The organism is Xanthomonas cissicola, from assembly GCF_008801575.1.
GTDB classification, from domain to species: Bacteria; Pseudomonadota; Gammaproteobacteria; order Xanthomonadales; family Xanthomonadaceae; genus Xanthomonas; species Xanthomonas cissicola.
On record NZ_VZPL01000076.1, the window covers coordinates 1 to 19,456 of the forward strand.

Genomic DNA, 19,456 nt, shown 5'->3' on the forward strand with positions numbered 1-19,456 from the left:
ATCGCCACGCCGCTTTCGGCTTCGCGCAGAAAGCCGATGACCTGCTCGTCAGTAAAACGTTTCTTCACGTCCAATCTCCTCGGGGTAGGGAATTGGACTCCAAACTGAGGCGCTACTCAAAATTGGGTGGACGTCGCACCGGCACCAGCACGGTCTGGCCCTGGTACTCCTGCTCCACCATCCACACGATGTCCTGCGTGAGTGCAGCGGCCTGCGCGGCGGTGAGACCCACGCCCATGCTCAATTGCAGCTGGCCTGCAGCGGCCACGCCCGATTCCAGCAAGGCGCGGTACTGCGCCACGCCATCGGCGTAGTTGCCCAGGTAGCGGCGGCCGGTGAGCTGAGTGATCTGGTCCAGCACCAGGCGCTGCTCATAGAAGCCATCGCCCAGCCGGGTCTGGGTCCACTCCGGGTCCACGCCCAGCTTGTCCAGCAGGAAGTCGCTGCTGATGAAGTTGTCGTAGTTGACGAAGCGCGGATCGGTCTCGATCAGGTAGCGACGGCCCGGGCCGTTGCTGCGCCAGGCGTTGATGCCGCCCAGGCTGGTTGCCGCGCGGCCCATCGCGGTGCGGTCGGTGGCCGTGCCGCTGGACAAGCGATACAGGCCGCCGATGGGCAGATCGATCTGCGTCAGCGAGGTCTGCCCGCCGCCGACGATGTTGGTGACGGGGATGGTGGCGGGATCGACACGCGTGCGGGTTTGGTTCGCACCGGCGGTGACACCGGTACCGGCGGCGGTGGTCTGCACATGCGTCTGATCGACGCTGCTGCGCACCAGCCCACTGTCGTTGGACATCACCGGTGCGACCGACATCTTGACGATGCCGCCCGAGGTGGCGAGCGTGGCGTCCTGCGTGTTGGCGCCGACTTGCGTGCCTGCGCTGCCGCTGGTGCCGGTGGCAACGCGGATGCTGCTCGCGCCGCCATTAGCGCGACCAACCACGGCCTGACCGCCCACTCCGCCGGCGCTCTGCGTGGTGCGACCGCTCAAGCCGCCTTGCGCGCCCACACCCGTCAGCGAAGCGCCACTGATGCTGCGACCATCGCTACCAACAGCGCCGTTGCTGATGTTGGCGCCGTTGATGCTGACGCCTTGGTTGCCGGTCATGCTGGCGGCCAGGGCGATATAGCTGCTGCTGACCGTTGAGGAGCTCAGCCGCTGGTCTTCTTCTTCGTAATAGCAAACGACCTTCTGCCCGACCGGCTGCATGCAGTCGTTGGTGATCGCGGTGACGATGTGTTCCACGTCGCTTTGTCGAACCGTCTGATTCAACGCCAGCGCCTGGTTGAGTAGCTGCTCGCCGCCTACGATCATCCCGTCCGAGAGCCCGCCAAGACCGCGCTGGTTGGCAGCGAACACGCCTGCTGCAGCGATGGTGGAGGCATTGTTCGTCACGCTTCCCGACAGCAGGATGTTTCCGCCCGCCGCGATGCGTCCCTCTGCGCTTGCCGAAGACAGCTGCTCCTGCTGGATCACCTGATAGTTGCGATAAATACCCGGCGCGAGCCCCTTGTAAGGATAGGGGGCCCGGGCTCCCTGGATGTTCCGGATCGCCTTGCCTTCGATCAGCTCACCACCCGCATACACACCATCGTTACCGGGATCGGTAGAAACGCTGGTTGTGTTAACGACACGACGCCGGTTATTCAGCTGGTTGGCCGCAATCAAGATGCTCCCGTCGGCCTCAATACTGCCCGACAGGTTATTCACCACCCCGGTGCGCGATACCAAGGTGCCACCACCATCCTGCGCCCCACCAATCGCGATATTGCCCAGGCTGAAGATGCGCGCATCGCGATTGAGCAACTGATCTCGCACGATCAGGTTCATGTTGCCGGTGGAACCCAGCAGGGCCGAACCATAGGCCGCATTGTCGGTTGCGCCACCCAGATCGGCGCCATTGACCAGCGTGCCGGTATTCACCGAGACATTGCCACCGACGATGCTGCCGGTGTTGTAAACGCTGCTGGCAACGAGCGACAACGCCCCGTTGCCGGAAACGCTGCCGGCGTTGTCGATGACGTTGCCACCGTTGAGACGGGTATCGTTGGAGAGGATGTTGGCGCCGCCGCGGTTGGTGATGCTGCTGGCGGTGATATCCAGGGTACGCTCAGCCTTGAGCGTGGACTCGTTGACCAGGTTGCCGCCCACGCGCAGGTTGAAGTTCCCGTTGCTGACCAGGTCGGCGCCGGCGCGGTGCGTGTAGTCGCTGCGCAGCGTCAGATCAAGCAGGTTCTGCGCGAGGATGCTGCCGCCACCGTCGAAGCCGACCGTGTCGATAACCACATCGCCGGCGCCGCCGGTAACGCTGCCGGCACCGATCTGGCCACCGGCATTGCTGAGGTTCTGCAGGTTCAAACGGACCGACTGCTCGGCTTTGATCTTGCCGCTCTGGTTGTCGAGCGTGGCACCTGCGCGCTGCAACAGGAAGTTGGCGCCGGAATAAACGCTGCCGCCCTGGTTGTTCAAGGCATTGGTATTGGCGATCAGGTCGCCGCCTGCCACCAGCTGGCCACTATTGTTCGCGATGCTGGCCGCATCGATCACCACACTGCCGCGCCCGCCTAGATTGCCGCTGGTGTTGGTCAATGCGCCGCCAGTGGTGATGCGGGTCAGGCCACTGCCGTTGTTGACGATGCTGCCTTGGGTGTTGTCGATCCGTCCGGCAGAGGCGGTCAAGGTATTGCCAGCATCGAGCTGGCCGCCGCCATTGAGCAACGCGCCGGTGACCGCCACATTCAGATTACGGCCGGCGCTGAGCTTGCCGGCTTGATGATTGTCCAATTGGCCCCGTGCGGTGATGCCGAGGTCGCGACCGGCCTGCAGATTGCCGCCGATGCTGCTGATGTTTTCTGCAGTGATCACCGCATCGGTGCTGGCACCGATCGTGCCGTTGCCATTGTCCAGACTGCGGTTCACTTCCACGCGCAAACCGCCGCCTGCGCCCGCATTGGCAACCGCCTGCACGGTACCGCCGGCATTACTGAGGCTGTCGGCACGCAAGGCCAACGCACCACCGCTTGCCTGCAGCAGACCGTTACGGTTATCGACTGCGCCGCTGGTTTGCACGTTCAATGTCCGTGCCGACACCGACCCGGCCAGATTATTGAGGCTGGCGGCGCTCACGCCTGCGTCGCCTGCCGCCGCGATGGCGCCGCTCTGGTTGTTGAAGGCGCCGCTGGCACCCAGGGTCAGCTGACCCTGCGTCAGGATGCGTCCACTGCTGTTGCCGAATGCAGCGCGGCTGGTCACCGACAGCGTGCCGGCGCCAGCATGCTCGATGCGGCCCTGCGCATTTTCGATGCTGGCAGCAGTGATGGTCAGATCCTGACCGTTGCTGGCGAGCGTGCCGGCGGTGTTGTCGAGGGCACCCCCGATCACCACGCGGGTCGCGCCAGTGCCGCTCTGCACCAGACCACCGCCGACATTGCTCAGGCTTCCGCCATCGATGCTCAGCTGGTTAGCCTGCAGTTGCCCACCCACATTGTTGAGGCGGCCATTGTCGATAGCGCCGATGGCCTGCACGGTAAGCGTGCCGCCCGCAAGCAGATTGCCGCCACGGTGATCGAGGGCACCGCCGCTGGTCAGTGCCACATTGCCGGTGGCGCGCGTGGTGGCGCCGGCCAACTGCAGCTGACTGCCCTGCGCGGTGAGGTTGCCGCCTGCCAACAGTGTGCCGGAGGCAGCGAGCTGACGATCGGCAACCAGACTGAGCATGCTTCCGCTGCCCAGGCTGCCGTCTGCGTTAATGCCAGCACCCACCGTACCGGTGATGCCGATCTCGCCTGCGCGAAGGCTGAGATTGCCCGCTGCAGTGGTTTGCCCGGCGTTTTCGATGCGCGCGCCTTGCGCATCGACCGTGGTCCCGCTGACAGTGCCCTGCTGGCGTACAACCGCATCGCTGACGAGTGTGAGTTGTTGACCCGCGACCTGGCCGGCTACGGTCAAATCACCTTTGGATCGCAGGTCAAGTGTGCTGGCTGCGCTCAAATTGCCGCTTTGCGTCAGCGCGCCATCGGCCTGTGCCGTGAGCGCCCCTGCCGATGCCAAGCGGCCATCGAGCTGCAGGTTGCCACGACTGATCAATGCCACATCGCCACGCTCGCTGCCCAACTGACCACTGCTGCTCAGCTGTGCTGCTTCCACGCGCAACGCATTGCCGCCGATCAGATCGCCCCGGTTATCCACCGCACCGCTGGCGCTGACACCAAGCCGCTGGAGCCCATAGGCCTGACCGGTCTGGCGTAGCGATCCGACACCAAGCGAGAGTTGATGACCGGCGCGCACGGCACCGGCATTGTCGAGCAGGCCAGCAATGGACAGCGTGGCATTGCCTTGCGCAAGCAGCACGCCCGTCGCGGTGTTACTCGCGCTGGTTGCGGTCGCAGTCAATCCATCGCCGGCCACGACCTGCGCGGCATTGGTCAACGCGCCGGTTGCGCTCAGCACCACGTTGCGGTCTGCCTGCACCACGCCTGCAACCGCCAGATCGCCGGTGCTGCGTAGATCGATGTCGGTGACGGCACCGAGTGCACCACGGCTGTCGATCGCTGCGCCGTCCAGGCTGATCGCAGCGCCGCTTTGCAGCACTGCCGCTTGCCCGGTCGCGATCTGCATGCCACGCAGGGTTGCATTCGCTGCGGACACCGCCTGGCCGTTCAACGTAAGTACGCGCTGCGCCTGCAGATCAAGCCCCGATGCCGATTGCAGCGAGCCTGCGGCAGTGAGATCGCGCCCGGCCTGCAGCGCGATGGACTGCGCCTTGAGCGAACCGGCCTGTTGCAGATCGCCGCCAGCGTCGGCGTGTAGCGTGCTGGCTGCTGCGACCACGCCCTGCAAGGTCATTTCGCCCTGGCTGGTCAACGTCACCGTCGACGCTTCGCTGCCGAGTTGGCCGCTGCTACGCAACGTGCCCGCTCCGGCCAGCAATGCATCCTTGGCGATGAGGCTGCCGCGGTTATCCAGCGTGCCGGTGACTGTGGCGGTCAACGCCTTGCCAGCGACAGCAGTGCCGCTCTGGTCCATGCTGGCTGCAGTGATCCGCAGATCGCCGCCGCTCTGCAGGCTGCCGGCGTTCTGCAATGCACCTGTCGCCAGCGTGACGCCGCCCGCTGCCGCAAGTGCGCCGGCTGCTACGTTGTTGATCGAACCTGCCTGTAGCGAAAGGTCGCGGCCCGCGAAGACCTGGCTGGCGTTACCCAGTGCACCGCTGGCGCTCAACACGACATCGCCGTTGGCCTGCGCAACACCCGCCAGGGCAAGATCGCCTGTGCTGCGGACTGCGAGATCCGTCCCGGCATCCAGCGTTCCACGGCTGTCGACTGCGGCGCCGTCCAGGGTGATGGCACCACCGCTTTTCAGCACGGCATCGCGACCGGTTGCGATGCGATTGCCATGCAGGCTGGCATCTGTCCCGGCCTGCGCCTGCCCGTTCAAGCTCAGCGTGCGCTGTGCTTGCACATCCAGCGTGGAAGCCGATTGCAGGGTGCCACCGGCAACGAGATCACGGCCAGCCTGTAGCGCGACGGTCTGTGCGCTGAGCGTCCCTGCCTGTGAAAGGTCGCCCCCTGCCGTGGCTTGCAACGTGGTCGCGGCAGACACCACGCCTTGCAACGCGATGTCGTTCTGGCTGGTCAGCGTCAGCGCGCCGGTCACCGAGCCCAGCTGGCCATTACTGACAATGCTGCCGGCGGTGATGCTCAACGCTTTGCCAGAAACCAACTGGCCTGCGTTTTCGAACGCACCGTTGGAAGCGATCGACAGCGCATCGCCGCTATAGACACGACCGCGCTGCAACAGCGACCCGGAGGTCAGCGAAAGTCCGCGCTCTCCATGCAGGCTACCGAGATTGTCCAGCCCCCCGGCAACGTCGACGCGCAAATCGCGCTTGGCACCCAGGGTTGCGTCAGACGCATTGGTGGCACTGGCAGCCTGCACGCCCAGATCGCGCGTGGCGACCACCTGGGCACCGTTGTTCAAGTTACCTGTTGCGGTCAGCGCAATGTCGCGACCGGCCTGCGCTACGCCGCCCAGCGTCAAATCGCCCGCACTACGTAGAGTCAAATCATTCGCTGCATCGAGCGCATCACGGCTCTCGATGCTGTCGCCTGCAAAGGTAATCGACGCACCGCTCTGCAGCACCGCCGCAGCGCTGGCCGCGATGGTTGCGCCATTGAGCGTGGCATCGGCCGCACTGGACGCCTGACCGTTCAATGCAAGCGTGCGTTGTGACTGCAGATCCAGCGTGGATGCGGATTGCAGGCTGCCATTGGCAGTGAGGTCTTGCCCGGCCTGCAACGCAATCGACTGCGCCTTGAGCGAACCAGCTTGCTGCAGGTCGCCGCCAGCCGATGCCTGCAATGCGGTCGCGGCTGCAACCACACCGTCTAGCTGCATCGCGCCCTGGCTGCTCAATGCAACACTGGCCAGCTCGCTGCCCAACTGGCCGGTGCTGCGCAACGTGCCTGCATCGATCTGCAGCGCGTCCCTGGCGATCAGGTTGCCGCGGTTATCCAGCGTGCCGGCAACTGTGCCGCGTAAGGTCTTGCCGGCAGATGCGCTGCCACTCTGACCGAGACTTGCCGCCGTCATCTGCAGGTCGCCGGCTGCCTGCACGCGGCCGGCGTTGCTCAACTGTGCTGCCGCGGTGAGTGCCACATCCCCATCGCCGGCCAATACGCCGGCAGCGGTGTTCTCCAGGCTTTGTGCCTGCGCGGTCAGGGTGCGCCCGGCGAAGACCTGTGCTGCATTGGTCAGCGCCCCGGTAGCCGTCAGCTCAACATCGCCGCTGCCCTGCGCAACGCCCGCCAGCGTCAGGTCGCCCAGGCTACGTACACGCAGATCGCTGCCTGCATCGAGCTTGCCGCGGCTATGAATCGTGCCGCTATCCAATGCAATCACACCGGCGCCCTGCAGGACCGCATCCTGGCCTGTCGTCAGCGTGGCAGCGCGCATGCTGATGTCGCCATCAGCCTGGGCTTGCGCAGCGAAAGTCAATGCACGTTGCGCCTGTAGGTCCAACGTCGAGGCAGAGTGCAGCGTGCCGCTCGCGCCGAGGTCGCGGCCTGCTCGCAGCGCTACGGATTGCGCCTCCAGCGAGCCGGACTGCTCCAGATCGCGCGCGGCACTGGCCTGCAAGGTGGTTGCGGCAGCCACCACACCTTGCAATGCGATATTGCTTTGGCTGCCCAAGACGACGCCTGCAGCTTCACTGCCGAGCTGGCCGCTGCTGCGCAAGTCGCCGGCATCGATCTGCAGCCCATTGCGTGCCACCACATTGCCGGCATTGTCGAACGTGCCGGCAACCGTTGCGGACAGCGTGTTGCCTGAGCCGACGGTTCCGTTCTGGATCAAGGAATCGACACTGATCTGCAATGCGTTGGCAGCGTACATGCTGCCGGCATTCTCAAGCGTGCCGCCGATACGCAACTGCGCATCGGCACCAGACGAGAATGCCGCGCCTTGCGCGTTGCGCAGGCTGGCCGCATCCACCTGCAGTGGACCAGCAGCGACCACCCTTGCGCTGTTATCCAGTGCGCCGGCCGCCGTCAAGGTCGTACTGCCTGCGCTCTGCACGGTGCCGTCCAATGCCAGCGCCCCAACGCTGGCGATGCGCAGGTCACCGCCAGTATCGATCAGGCCGTGATGGGCGACACTGCCGCCACGCAGTTGCAACCCGCCATCGCTGTGCAGTTGGCCGCGCTGACGCACCACGCCATCGGCCTGCAGATCGAGCGCGCCTGCCGAACGTACGACGGCATCGTTTGCAAGCTCACCTGCCGCGGCAACCGTCAGCGCGCCGCGCGTGCTCTGCAGCGTGCCGGAGAGGCTGGCATCGCCGCCGCTACGTAAGTTGACACTGGCCGCGTTCACGGTGCCCGACACCTGGGCGCCGCTTGCGGCATCCAACGCTAATGCCCCGCCTGCAACGGTATTGCCGCTCAGGCGCAGATTGCCGCGACTACGCAACGTGGCATCGCCACGCTGGCTGCCGATATCGCCGCTGCTTTGCAGCTGCGCCGCGTCCGCGCTCAATGCATTGCCTGCGACAATGGTGCCGCTATTGAGCAATTGGCCTTCAACAGAAAGCTGCGCATCGCGTGCGGCAGACAGACTGCCTGCAGCGGTGACACTGGCAGCTTGTAACCGCAGATCGCGGCCGGCATACGCGCTACCGGCGTTGTTGACTGCACCGGCGCTATGCAGGTCCAGATCGTTGCCTGCAGACACCGCAGCGCGCTGTGCGATGTCGATCGACGCTGCGTTCAACGCAAGCGCATCGGCTGCGATCAGCTGCCCCTGCAGTTCCAGGCGCCCACCCGCACGTACATCAATCCCCTGCCCGGCTTGCGCCAATCCAGCCACACGCACATCGCCATTGCCGTTGATCTGCAGCGCAGTTGCCGCATCCAGCGTGCCTAGCGCGTCGATGGTAGTGGCATTCAGCGCAATCGCCGCGCCGCTCTGCAAGGTACCGGACAATGCAATCTGCGCTGCGCGCAAATTCGCGCCCGCGCCGCCATAGGCCACACCACTGCTGCTCAGTAATCCATCAGCGCCCAGGTCCAGCGCACCGTTGGTGTGCAAGCTGCCATCGGCATTCAGTTGCGAACCGAACAGACGGATCGCCCCCGCGCTACTGCGGCCAACATGGTTCACCACGCCACCGGCTTGCGCATCCAGCGCACCGGCGGCGACCAGGTCGCCTGCAAGCGTCATGTTGGCCGCACGCAGGGACACCTCGCCTTGCTGCGAGCCGAGCACGCCACGCTGATCCAGCGCCCCGGTGGCACGCACATTCACGCCATCGCGTGCCACGTTGGTTCCACTCAGGCTCAATTGCCCAGCGCTGTCGATCTGCAGGTCGCCACTTTGCGCGGCTAACGTGCCGCGGCTCACCACGCCAACGCCGGCTTCGGTGGCGATCAGGCGAATGCGTTCGGCATACATGCCGCCCAATTGCGCCACATCGATACCGATCGCAGGAGCGGCGCCGTCGGCACCTGGCAGGACGTCCAGCAGCATGCCGTCGTAATTCACCCGTCCGGCACCAGCGGCGGCGACCAGCTCCCTGGTCCAGTTCGAGCCGTCTACGCTGAGCTGACGCGACAGCAGATCCAGTCGATCCACGTTGAACGCGTCCAGACCGTTGCGGCCGATGCTCAGCGCACCACCGGTGATGCTGAAACCGTTCAACGCACCATCGCTGCCCAGGCTCGGTGTGCCGGTGGTCAGGGTGACGCGCGAGGTATTGAGAAAGCCGCAGCCATCGCAGGAAATGCCGTTGGGGTTGGCGATCACCAACTGCGCTTTCGCACCGGCGATTTCGGTATAGCCCTGCAGGCGACTGCTGCCCGAGGTGACTTCGTTGAGGATCAACGACGCAGCGCCGCTGCGCTGCAGGTTGTCGTTGCCGGCGACGTAACCGCCCAGCTCGGTCTTGGAGATCTGCGCGCTGTTGTTGAGGATCAACCCGTTCGGGCCGACATTGAAATTGCTGTAACGGTTGTGCGAAATACCGCGCGCATTGGGCGCGACGATGTCCACCACCGGCACGCCATTGGCAGCGACCTGTTGACCGGGAGTCTGCCCTGCAGGGTTGGCGGTTGGCGCAACCTGCGCCCATGCTGGAAACGATGTCCAGGTGGTCGTGCAGCACAGCAACAGTGCAAGCGCACGCTTGCCCTGCTCGGCCAGGTAACCACGCACGCGCATCGCTTCGTTGTCCATCGTTTCTCTCTCGCCGCCGGTTGGCGTCATCCATCAACAAACGCGCAGCCGGCTGGCGACGCGATCCGTGTCAAAACTGGTAAACCACACGCGCGCCGTAGGCCGGCTGCGCACTTCCAAATCCGTCGGGACGGTGAATCGCCCAACCAGCAAATGCATCGACGCTGGCGCCGAACCAACCGCCACGCAGACCCACCGCGCCACCGACCAGACTGCGGCCGCGCAGCCCGTTGGCGCTGGTGCCATCGATGCGGCCGGCCTCCAGGCCCAGGTACGGCGTCAACCCGATCTGCTGCACGGAGAAGCTGAGGGTATTGCGCCAGTACGCGCCTTTTTCCGCCCCGAGCGTCGCCTCGCCGTCAAAACCGCGCACGCTGTAACGGCCACCAATGGTGACGAACTCCGAACCCAGCAACAGTTCGCCAGCGGTCTGTGCACGCAGGCTGCTTTCCCACGCCATCGGCACCGGGCCCAGCTTGAACGGCAGGGCCGTGCTGATGTCCAGCGTAGTCACCCCATAGCGAAAGGTCGGGAAGCCGATCTGCGGGTCGTAGCCGGTCCATTGGCTGTTGAACCACGGCGTGCCGCGCCGATGCGCCAGACGAGTGTCCAGCTGCATCGCGCCCAGATAGCGCCGATGCGTGAGGTAGAACTCCGCGCTGCTGGTATCTCGGCGCTGGATGCCGATCTCCACGCCATCCAGATAGCTGCGCGCACGCCGCCGGCCAATCACCACACCGGCCGAGGTCTTGCTGGCGCCGTCGCGATGCAGCACGCGCTGAATATCCAGCTGCGCGTTACCAGACTCGCCACTGGACCGGAAGGTCTGCAAGAACCCGTCCACGCGCTGGTGATAGCGGTACGACGATGCCGACAGCGCAAACGTCCACCATCCCCATGGCAGGCTGTAACTCAGGCTGTTGCCGCGTGTGCCGCGTTCTTCGTCGCGCGTGGCCAAGTCATGGCTGTAGCCAATGCTGAGCAGATCGTTGAGACCCAGTGGGTTATCCAGCGAAACGTCCAATCCACCTTGCACGCGACCGGTCGCCTCCACCCCTGAATCGTCGGCATTGGCCACACCGCGCCAGCGCCGCCCATGCTGCAAGGTGATCACCAGATCCGATTCGCCCGGTGCCTCGCCCGGCGCGATATCGATCTTGGCGTCCTGCGATGGCAGCCGCTTGAACTGCTCTACCGCTTGCTCGATGGCACGCAAATCCAGCAAATCGCCCGTGCGAAGCGGCAATGCGGTTTTCCAGTGCGCGCCTTCGGTGTCGGAGACCACGCGCACCGCACGCAAACGGCCGGGCATCAGTGCGAAACGTAGCTCGCCGCGCGACAGATCCTGTTCCGGCACGCCGATGCGGGTGGTGACCAATCCGCGTGCAACCAACTGATCCAATGCGCGGCGCCGGATGATGTCGATACCGGCGCGCCCGATGCAGCGGCCTTGGTAACGGCGCAGCGACGTCCACAACCACGCAAAGCGCGCCGCATCATCGCCCGCGCCGGACAGGCGCACGCGCGTGATCGAAAAACACAGGTCTTCCTTGGGCAGCACGGTGCTGCGCGCGTCCACACGGTCGGCTTCCTCGCGCGGGCCGGCGAAGGGCGCCTGGCGCTCCTGTTCCTGGCGACGCTGAATCTCCTCGGCCTGGCGCAATTGCTCCTGCCGATCCAGCGTTGTCGGTGCCGACTGTTGTGCAGCCGCCAGCCCGGCGATTGCCCACAGGCAAACCGCCAGCGCCAAGGGCGCCGATCGCATCCACATCTGTCCTGCCCCCTGTGCGGCGGTCGCGCTACTGCGCGCCGTCACCCGCATCAACGTACCTGGCCACCAAAGCGGCGGCGCAATCCATCAGCACGCTGAAATGCGGTGTAACTGTGACGGAATGTTAAAAAACGGTCAACGCGCCATGTAGGGGCCACCCTGTAAGAAAAACCCGACCTTTCTAATTTTGTGACGAAAATCACTTAAAAAGCGGATTAGCGACGAGTCGCCCACGTCATCAAATCAATGATCAGTGACCCTACGTACCCGCAATGTCTGCCATCGTGCAAATAAGCCGGCGCATCTGTTAGATGCTTCTTCAGGCATATGAGGGGCATGGAATCATCCCCAGGTATTAATTCTGAATGAAGATAAGGAATAGAAACCCGCTGCGGACAAATTTAGCCACCTGCTATGAACCCCCGCGCGCATTCAAACGGCAAGACCAGTTCCAGGCCAAACAAACTGAAGCAATGAACATCTCATCCACATTGTGATGAAATGCTCTTTACTGCGGCATACCCAGTATCGCCGGACTTCATAGCCGGGATCGCTCGTGAATCTCCCCCTCCCCCTGTTCACGCAATCACGTGCAGCGCGGTCGTCCTGACCGTACAGGCGCACTCACTCCTCTGCTCAGCCTCGCTTTGTTCACCGCATGTGTGCCACAGGCGCACAGCGGCGAAGTGCGGTCTGCGGACGTGTCTGGTGCCTCCACTGCCCTCACCCCCATGCAGCAGGCCGAGCAATTTCGCGGCCGGCAACGCTACGCGGACGCCTTGGCCATCTACGAGCGGGTCTTGCATGCCGACCCACGCGATAGAGGCGCCTACACGATGCGCGCGCTCACGCTCAGCGACCTCGGCAGCGCGCAACTCGCGGCCGAGGCGATGTGGCGGCATCCGGACTGGTTTTCGCAGCAGGAACGCGAGCGCCTGGATAACGACCGCGTCGCACGCATGATCGGCTGGGCCAGCGCCGAGCCGGTGGATGCTACGCATCGCTATGCCGAGACCGATCAGGCGCTGGCCAATGCAGCCCGCATCCAGCGCGACGCGCCTCCACAGGCTGCCTGGGAAGCGACACGATTGCGCGTGGACAGCCTGGTCGCGCTCAATCAACGCCAGCGGCACCGCGATGTGATCGCCAACTATCAGGCGCTGCGTGCCGAAGGCGTCGATGTGCCGGCATACGTGCTGCCGACGGTGGGCGATTCGCTGATGGGGCTGCGCCGCCCTGCCGAAGCCGAAAGCGTGCTTCGTCAAGCATTGCAGCACTCACCGAACGACTTCAATACGCAATTGCTGCTGGGCTACGCATTGCTGGAGCAGGAACGCTTCGACGAAGCAATGCCGCTATTCGAATCCCTGGCCGCCACGCAAGCCCCATGGCCGCGCCGGGAAGGTGCCACCAGCGGTTACGAAAACTGGGACCGCTTCAGCGCCGATATCGCGCTGGCTACCGCACGTTCTGCGGCCAACGATAATCGCGGTGCGGAGGCATTGCTGCGCGAGCGTGCGGCCATTGGCCCGGATAATGCCGAGCTACAAGCGGCACTGGCATCGATCGAAGCGCGTCGCGGCCAGACCACGCGGGCACTGCAGCGAAATCGGATGGCGTTGACGCTGGATCCGCATCAGAAACAGGCGCGCAGCGGCGTGGTGGAAGCGCAACGCGATCTTGATCGCCTGGATCTTGCGGATGCCGCGTTCGCGTCGCTGCAACAGGAGTATCCGGACGACGCCGGCCTGCAACGGCTTGGCGCATCGCTGGAACGTCAACGAGGCTGGCAGGTGCACCTGAGCCATGCCTGGGGACGCAGCGAGAATGACACGCTGACCAACAGCACCTCGCCGCTCGGCAATCACTTCGGCAGTTCGCTGCTGGAAGCCGAATCGCCGTTACTCGGCGAGCGTTGGCGGGTGGGCCTGCGCGCGCGCGATGACTGGGCGGATTTCCAGGACACCCGCGTGCGTTACCGCAGCTTCTGGCTGGGTGCGCATTACCGCTACGACCGCCTGGATTTCAGCGCGTACGGCGGCCGCGCCCTGGATGATTTCGATCGCGACGGCACTGCCTGGGCGCTGGATGCCGGCTGGCGCTTTTCCGATGCGTGGTATGGCAGCGTCGCCTGGCGCACACGCGACCCGGAGGCCTCGCTGCAGGCGCGCCGCCTGGGCATCACCGGCGACAGCATCGGCGCTGCCGTGCGCTGGACGCCCAGCGACGAAAGCCGGTGGGAACTGCAGGCACGCCAGTTGCGTTATAGCGACGGCAATCGACGCGATCAGCTGGATCTTTCCGGTAGCCAACGCCTGTGGGCCAACCCGCATGTCCTGGTCGATGGGCTGTTCACCGCCTCGGCCGGGCGCGCCGAAGACGACCGCGCGGTCGATTACTTCAATCCACGCCATAGCTCTGCAGTTGCCGCCGGCGTACGGATCGAACAGATCGGCTGGCGCCGGTACGACGACGCGTTTCGGCAGCGATTGGAAGTGACTGCCGGGCCGACCTACCAGTCCGGCTTCGGCAGCCGCTGGGTACCTGCGCTTGCCTATCGCCATCTGTGGTCGCTGGGCGATGGCAGCGCATTGAGCTACGGCGTGAGTTGGTCGCGCCCGGTCTACGACGGCCAGCGCGAACAACAACTTGGATTGGACCTTGATTTCCGATGGGGAGGTACGCCGTGATCCGCCTGCCGCTGCTGCTGGTCGCATTGTTGCTGATGACGTTTGCCTCGTCGGCGCAGGCGGGCCTGCTCGTGCTCAGCTACCACGATATTCGCGACGACGTCGCCGCCAAGGGCGACCCCGATCGCTATGCGGTGTCCACCAGCAATTTCGCCGCGCATCTGGACTGGCTGCGCTCGCATGCGTACCACCCGGTCAGCGTGCAACAGGTGCTCGATGCACGTGCCGGCAAGCGTGCCCTGCCCTCGCGGCCGGTGCTGCTGACCTTCGACGATGGCTTGCGCAGTGTCTATACACGGGTGTTCCCGCTGCTGCATGCCTACGGCTATCCGGCGCTGGTCGCACCGGTGACCAGTTGGGTGGAACTGCCGGCTGGTCAGGTCGTGCCCTATGGCCCGCGCGATTTCACCCGCGACGATTTCGTCACCTGGGCACAGTTGCGCGAGATGCAGGACAGCGGCCTGGTCGAAATCGGCTCGCACAGCGATGACCTGCATAAAGGCATCCCGGGCAATCCGTTCGGCAATGAAACCCCGGCAGCGGTCACGCGGCGCTGGGATGCCGGCAACGGGTACGAAAGCGAAGCGCATTATCGTCAGCGGATCGAGACCGATCTACGCCATAGTCGCGACGCAATGGTGGCGCATCTGGGCAAACCGCCGCGCGCCATGGTGTGGCCTTACGCTGCCTACAACCGCGCCAGCAACGAGATCGCCGCGCGCCTGGGCATGACGCTTAGCTTCGACCTGGAAGGCCGCTCGCACGAAGCCGATATCGGCCAGCAGGGTCGCGACCGTGTAGATGGTCAATCGTTGGCCAGCCTGGGCCGCCTGCTGCTGTTCAACAATCCCGACGTACGCGATCTCGCTGGCGAACTGCGGCGTGATCTGTCGCGTGACGGCGTGCGTGCGATCCAGGTCGATCTGGATTATGTCTACGACCCGGACCCGGCACAGCTGGAGCGCAACCTCGATGTGCTGGTACAGCGCGTCAAGGACATCGGCCCCAGCCATGTGTTCTTGCAAGCGTTTGCCGACCCGGATGGCGATGGCGCTGCAGATGCACTGTATTTCCCCAACCGCCATCTCCCGATGCGCGCGGATCTGTTCGGGCGTGTCGCCTGGCAGCTGCGCACGCGTGCCGGCGTACGTGTCTTCGCCTGGTTGCCGGTGCTCGGCTTCCATCTGCCCGACGCGCAGCAACAAGCCGCATTACAGATTCATGGTAACGACCCCAAGGATGTGCCGCGCCTGGATCCAGGCAACCCGCGCACCCGCCAGCTGGTGGCAGACATCTACGAAGACCTCGCGGCCAATACCTACTTCGAAGGTCTGTTGTTCCATGACGATGCCTACCTGCGCGACGACGAAATACCGGCCTACGGCAATGGCGACCCGGCCAAGCGCACGCAGCAACTGATCGGCTTCACCCAGGAACTGAAAGCCGCCGCCGAACGCTGGCGGCCGAAGCTGGTGACGGTGCGCAATCTGTTCGCACAGCCGGTGCTGGAACCGCACAGCGAGGCCTGGTTCGCGCAGCGTCTGGAGGCCTTTGCCAGCGCGTACGACTACACCGCGCTGATGGCGATGCCGTACATGGAGCAAGCCAACGACGCGAATGCCTGGCTCACGCAGCTGGCCACACGCGTCGGCCAACAGCCGCGCGGTTTCGACAAGACCATCTTCGAACTGCAGACGTTCGACTGGCGCAGCGGCAAACCGCTGCCCGACGGAGTGTTGCTCGCGCACAGCAAGCTGCTGCTGGCAGCCGGCGTGCGTCATCTGGCGTATTACCCCGACGATTTCATCGGTGGTCATCCGTCTCTGCCCGAAGCGCGCGAAGCCATCTCGGCTCGCCAATTTCCCTATCTCGAGCGATGACCGATGACGACCAGCCTCCTACTGGCCGCCCTGTTCAACTTTGCGTTTTATTACCCGATCATCATGGCGTTCTTCTGGATGATCGGCGGCATCTACTACTACCTGCGCCGTGAGCGCGGCACGCACGGGCCATCCAAGCCACCGCCGATGGCCAGCGAGCCGTTCGTCTCGATCCTGATGCCCTGCTACAACGAGGCCAAGCACGTTGCCGAAACCATCGCGGCGATGAGCGCGCAGCAGTACGCAGACTTCGAGATCATTGCCATCAACGACGGCAGCACCGACCGCACTGCCGAAGTACTCGACGACCTCACCCACCACCACCCGCGCCTGCGCGTGGTGCATCTGGAGCAGAACCACGGCAAGGCCAACGCGTTGCGCGTCGGCACGCTGGCTGCGCGCTCGGACTATCTGGTGTGCGTGGACGCCGATGCAATCCTGGACCCGAACGCCACGCGCTGGATGGTCGGCCACCTGATCGCCGGCCCACGCGTGGGCGGCGTTACCGGCAACCCGCGCGTGCGCAACCGCACCACACTGATGGGCCGCATGCAGGTAGGCGAATTTTCCGCCATCGTCGGGCTGATCAAACGCGCGCAAAGCGTGTACGGGCGGCTGTTTACCGTGTCTGGTGTGATCTGCGCGTTCCGTCGCTCGGCGCTACATCACGTCGGTTTCTGGTCCGACAACATGGTGACCGAGGACATCGACATTTCCTGGCGTCTGCAGCTGGACGGCTGGGATATCCGCTACGAACCCAATGCGTTGTGCTGGATCCTGATGCCGGAAACCTTTCGCGGCCTGTGGATGCAGCGCCTGCGCTGGGCGCGCGGCGGTGTCGAGGTGTTGCTGAGCCATGGCCGCCGTGCGCTGGCATGGCGCAGCCGGCGTATGTGGGCAGTGCTGCTGGAATACGCGCTGAGCCTGGCCTGGGCGTACACCATGCTGCTCATCATCGTGCTGTGGCTGCTCGGCAAGTTCATTGCGCTGCCGCCGGCCTTGTATGTCGACACCATCCTGCCGCGCTGGCATGGCCTGGTGCTGGCGGTGGTCTGCCTGCTGCAGTTCGCCACCAGCCTGATGATCGAACGCCGCTACGAAAAAGGCCTGGCCCGCCAGTTCTTCTGGGTGATCTGGTACCCGGCCGCGTTCTGGATGATCGGCATGCTCACCGCCGTCATCGCCTTCCCACGTGCCTTGCTCGCGCGCCGCAACAAGCGCGCTCGCTGGAAAAGCCCCGACCGAGGAATCCAATGACCCCGCCCATCATCAACCTGCCGCAACGCCTCGGCCGCTCGCGCCGCCTCGCCTACGGCGCCGCCACCGCCGGCGCATGGATGGTCTACTTCTATCTGTGGGCACCACTGGCAACGCTGATCGCCTGGTTTTTCGGCCTGCGCAGTGCCTACACCGAGCTCTATCTGCAACACAACGCGCTGGACCCGTTCGCTTTGGGCTCCCTACCGGTAATCGCCTTGATGAGCGCGATCACCACGGTTGGCTGGGCCGAATACAACCGCCTGCGCTTCGTCAACGCCGACAAGCGCAAGCGTCCGCGCACCGTCGCCGAACCCGACGTCGACCAGCGTCTGGGCGCCACCGAACAACTCGGCACCCTGCTGCGGCATAGCCGCATCTCCTCGGTGGCAATGGACAAGTTTGCACGACCGGTGGCGGTGCGGGTGGTGCGGCATCGGTAACAGACGCAGTATTCGAGGGCCGGTGGAAGACCACGTGGCAGGCCTGCGCAGGCAGGCCTTCGTTTACGAACACTGGTCAAGCTTGAAGGTTGTGAGGCTGCCACTGCCAAGCCCGCTGCAAACTTTTGAGCAGCCCGTTCAAATCTGACTCATTAGAATTGCGGGGTTCTGGGGAGTTGTGGCTGATCCCCCGCCCGGCGCTGCCTGAGCGCGGATGAGAATCGAGGCTAGATCGGTCGGCAGATATCCGGTGTCAGGCAGCCATGTGTCACGCAACCTGATGAGTACAGTCTGCAGACATGCGCATGAGGCACGGCATCCGGCGGCTGCGCAAGTGAGAAGCGGCCCTGAGAATTGCCGACCTCGATCTGGTGACCCCCGCCCGATTCGAACGGGCGACCTTCCCCTTAGGAGGGACAACGTCGCTAGACTAAGACCCAAGCGGGACAAGGCTTTGCGTGGAAGTCTAGCCTGACTGTGGCAAGTCTGTGGTAACGACAGGCCTAGTCATGCCGATTGTCAAAAAAGTGGTGACCCCGGCTGGGTTCGAACCAGCAACCTCGTCCTTAGGAGGGACGCGCGCTATCCAATTGTGCCACGGGGCCATCTGTCTAAGGATACAGGGAGACGCTAAGTGAGCAAAGCCAAAACAGCCGCCAAGCCTGGGCGCACCAAGACCTTCAGCGGCACGCTCCCACGCGGCATCAAGGCCTCCCAGGCCGTTAGCTCGGTGGCGGGCGTGACGCTCAGGACGGATGGGCAACTCAGGTGGGAGGCGCGCATCCGAAGGTCCCTCAACGGGCAAGCCTTGAAGTTCCCGCTGGTGCGCTACCCCATCGACCCGAAGGCGTCCCCGAATACCGAGCATCACATTGATGCTGCTCGGCTCATGGCCGAGGCCTATGTCCGCCGAGAACACGCCTCCTTGGAGCTTCGGCAAACGCCCTACGCGCACACGGCAGAGGCCTGGACCTTTGGGGATCTTTTGCGCCGGTTTGTCCAAGAGATCGATGATGGGCTCATCAAGCACGCGTCGGTCAGGACCGACCAATCCAATGCCTATCTCTTCTTGGGAGGTGGCAAAGGCCTTGGGTTGAGCCAGACCGGCCTGCCCCACCTCACCCGCAAGCTGGCCAAGGATTTGACTCAGGATGACTTCTTGGGGCGCCATGCCGGCTCGTTCGTGAACGCCTACATCAAGGTCAAGCGAGACGGCACCACGCTCCCTATGGCCCAGGGCAGCAAAAAGCGAGCCCTGACCACAATCCGAAACCTCTTCCGGATTGCCCACGAAAACTGGCAGATTGATCTGCGCTCGCCGATCAAGAGCTTGAAATCGCTCAATTCGGATGACGCGCGCGACCGGACGCTCACCGAGGAGGAATGGAACGCCATCGTTGCGCAGCTTGATGCTGGGCCGTAAGCTCCCCCGTCAAGCAGGCACTTTAAAAGTAGAGCTTTCGGCGTACTTGTTGCGGTACTCGACCGGGGTCATTCCGCCGAGCGAATCATGGGATCTTGCTTGGTTGTAGTCGATCATCCACCAGTGGGCGGCTTCGCGCACCTCGTCGAGGCAGGCGAAGAGATTCAGGTCGAGCACTTCCTCGCGGAACGTACGATTGAAGCGCTCAATGAAGGCATTCTGATTTGGCTTTCCCGGCTGGATGTACTGTAGTGCGACGCCA

6 protein-coding genes, 1 tRNA gene and 3 pseudogenes are annotated in these 19,456 nt (G+C 64.2%); 5 read left to right on the forward strand and 5 right to left on the reverse strand.

Translation table 11 applies throughout. The annotated features are described in order from the left end of the window. The 3 genes and pseudogenes from F7R02_RS27580 to F7R02_RS21145 all read right to left on the reverse strand — a co-directional run. A pseudogene (locus F7R02_RS27580) lies at nt 1–68 on the reverse strand (transposase); the annotation flags it as partial. Between the two features lie 44 nt (nt 69–112). After that, nucleotides 113–9,730, reverse strand: coding sequence for a two-partner secretion domain-containing protein (locus F7R02_RS21140; RefSeq protein ID WP_235857500.1), 9,618 nt, complete (start codon nt 9,728–9,730; stop codon nt 113–115). Nucleotides 9,731–9,800: 70 nt separating this feature from the next. Beyond that, nucleotides 9,801–11,501 (reverse strand): ShlB/FhaC/HecB family hemolysin secretion/activation protein, encoded by a 1,701-nt coding sequence (locus F7R02_RS21145; protein ID WP_078591024.1) that lies wholly within the window; start codon nt 11,499–11,501, stop codon nt 9,801–9,803. Between the two features lie 731 nt (nt 11,502–12,232). Here F7R02_RS21145 and pgaA point away from each other — a divergent pair. Genes pgaA through pgaD form a run of 4 tightly spaced genes read left to right on the forward strand, consistent with a single transcriptional unit; the run spans nt 12,233 to nt 17,771 of the window. Continuing rightward, complete coding sequence (gene pgaA, locus F7R02_RS21150) at nt 12,233–14,191, forward strand: poly-beta-1,6 N-acetyl-D-glucosamine export porin PgaA (RefSeq protein WP_078591025.1); 1,959 nt, start codon at nt 12,233–12,235, stop codon at nt 14,189–14,191. Further along, nucleotides 14,173–16,071, forward strand: a complete 1,899-nt coding sequence (gene pgaB, locus F7R02_RS21155; RefSeq protein ID WP_078517721.1) for a poly-beta-1,6-N-acetyl-D-glucosamine N-deacetylase PgaB — start codon at nt 14,173–14,175, stop codon at nt 16,069–16,071. Before pgaA ends, pgaB begins: the two co-directional genes overlap by 19 nt. Nucleotides 16,072–16,074: 3 nt before the next feature. Further along, nucleotides 16,075–17,328: a poly-beta-1,6-N-acetyl-D-glucosamine synthase gene (gene pgaC, locus F7R02_RS21160; protein ID WP_078591026.1), complete on the forward strand. Its 1,254-nt coding sequence runs from the start codon at nt 16,075–16,077 to the stop codon at nt 17,326–17,328. Further along, nucleotides 17,325–17,771 carry a poly-beta-1,6-N-acetyl-D-glucosamine biosynthesis protein PgaD gene (pgaD, locus tag F7R02_RS21165; RefSeq protein WP_005916814.1) on the forward strand — a complete coding sequence of 149 codons (447 nt, stop codon included), beginning with the start codon at nt 17,325–17,327 and terminating at the stop codon, nt 17,769–17,771. The genes pgaC and pgaD overlap by 4 nt, the downstream gene beginning before the upstream one ends. A gap of 528 nt (nt 17,772–18,299) precedes the next feature. Here pgaD and F7R02_RS21170 read toward each other — a convergent pair. Then, nucleotides 18,300–18,376: transfer RNA gene (locus tag F7R02_RS21170), tRNA-Arg, on the reverse strand. A 29-nt stretch (nt 18,377–18,405) separates the two neighbouring features. Between F7R02_RS21170 and F7R02_RS21175 the strand changes: the two are divergent. Further along, nucleotides 18,406–19,188 (forward strand): annotated as a pseudogene (locus F7R02_RS21175) (site-specific integrase); the annotation flags it as partial. A gap of 15 nt (nt 19,189–19,203) precedes the next feature. On the opposite strand, the pseudogene F7R02_RS21180 reads toward F7R02_RS21175, so the two are convergent. Further along, nucleotides 19,204–19,456, reverse strand: a pseudogene (locus F7R02_RS21180) (integrase core domain-containing protein); the annotation flags it as partial.

What these genes read in the sequence shown, in the direction of transcription:
- pgaA (WP_078591025.1), top strand. Translation starts at nt 12,233, where the DNA reads ATGCAGCAGGCCGAGCAATTTCGCGGCCGGCAACGCTACGCGGACGCC.
- pgaB (WP_078517721.1), top strand. Translation starts at nt 14,173, where the DNA reads ATGGGGAGGTACGCCGTGATCCGCCTGCCGCTGCTGCTGGTCGCATTG.
- F7R02_RS21145 (WP_078591024.1), bottom strand. Translation starts at nt 11,501, where the DNA reads ATGTGGATGCGATCGGCGCCCTTGGCGCTGGCGGTTTGCCTGTGGGCA.
- pgaC (WP_078591026.1), top strand. Translation starts at nt 16,075, where the DNA reads ATGACGACCAGCCTCCTACTGGCCGCCCTGTTCAACTTTGCGTTTTAT.
- pgaD (WP_005916814.1), top strand. Translation starts at nt 17,325, where the DNA reads ATGACCCCGCCCATCATCAACCTGCCGCAACGCCTCGGCCGCTCGCGC.
- F7R02_RS21140 (WP_235857500.1), bottom strand. Translation starts at nt 9,730, where the DNA reads ATGGACAACGAAGCGATGCGCGTGCGTGGTTACCTGGCCGAGCAGGGC.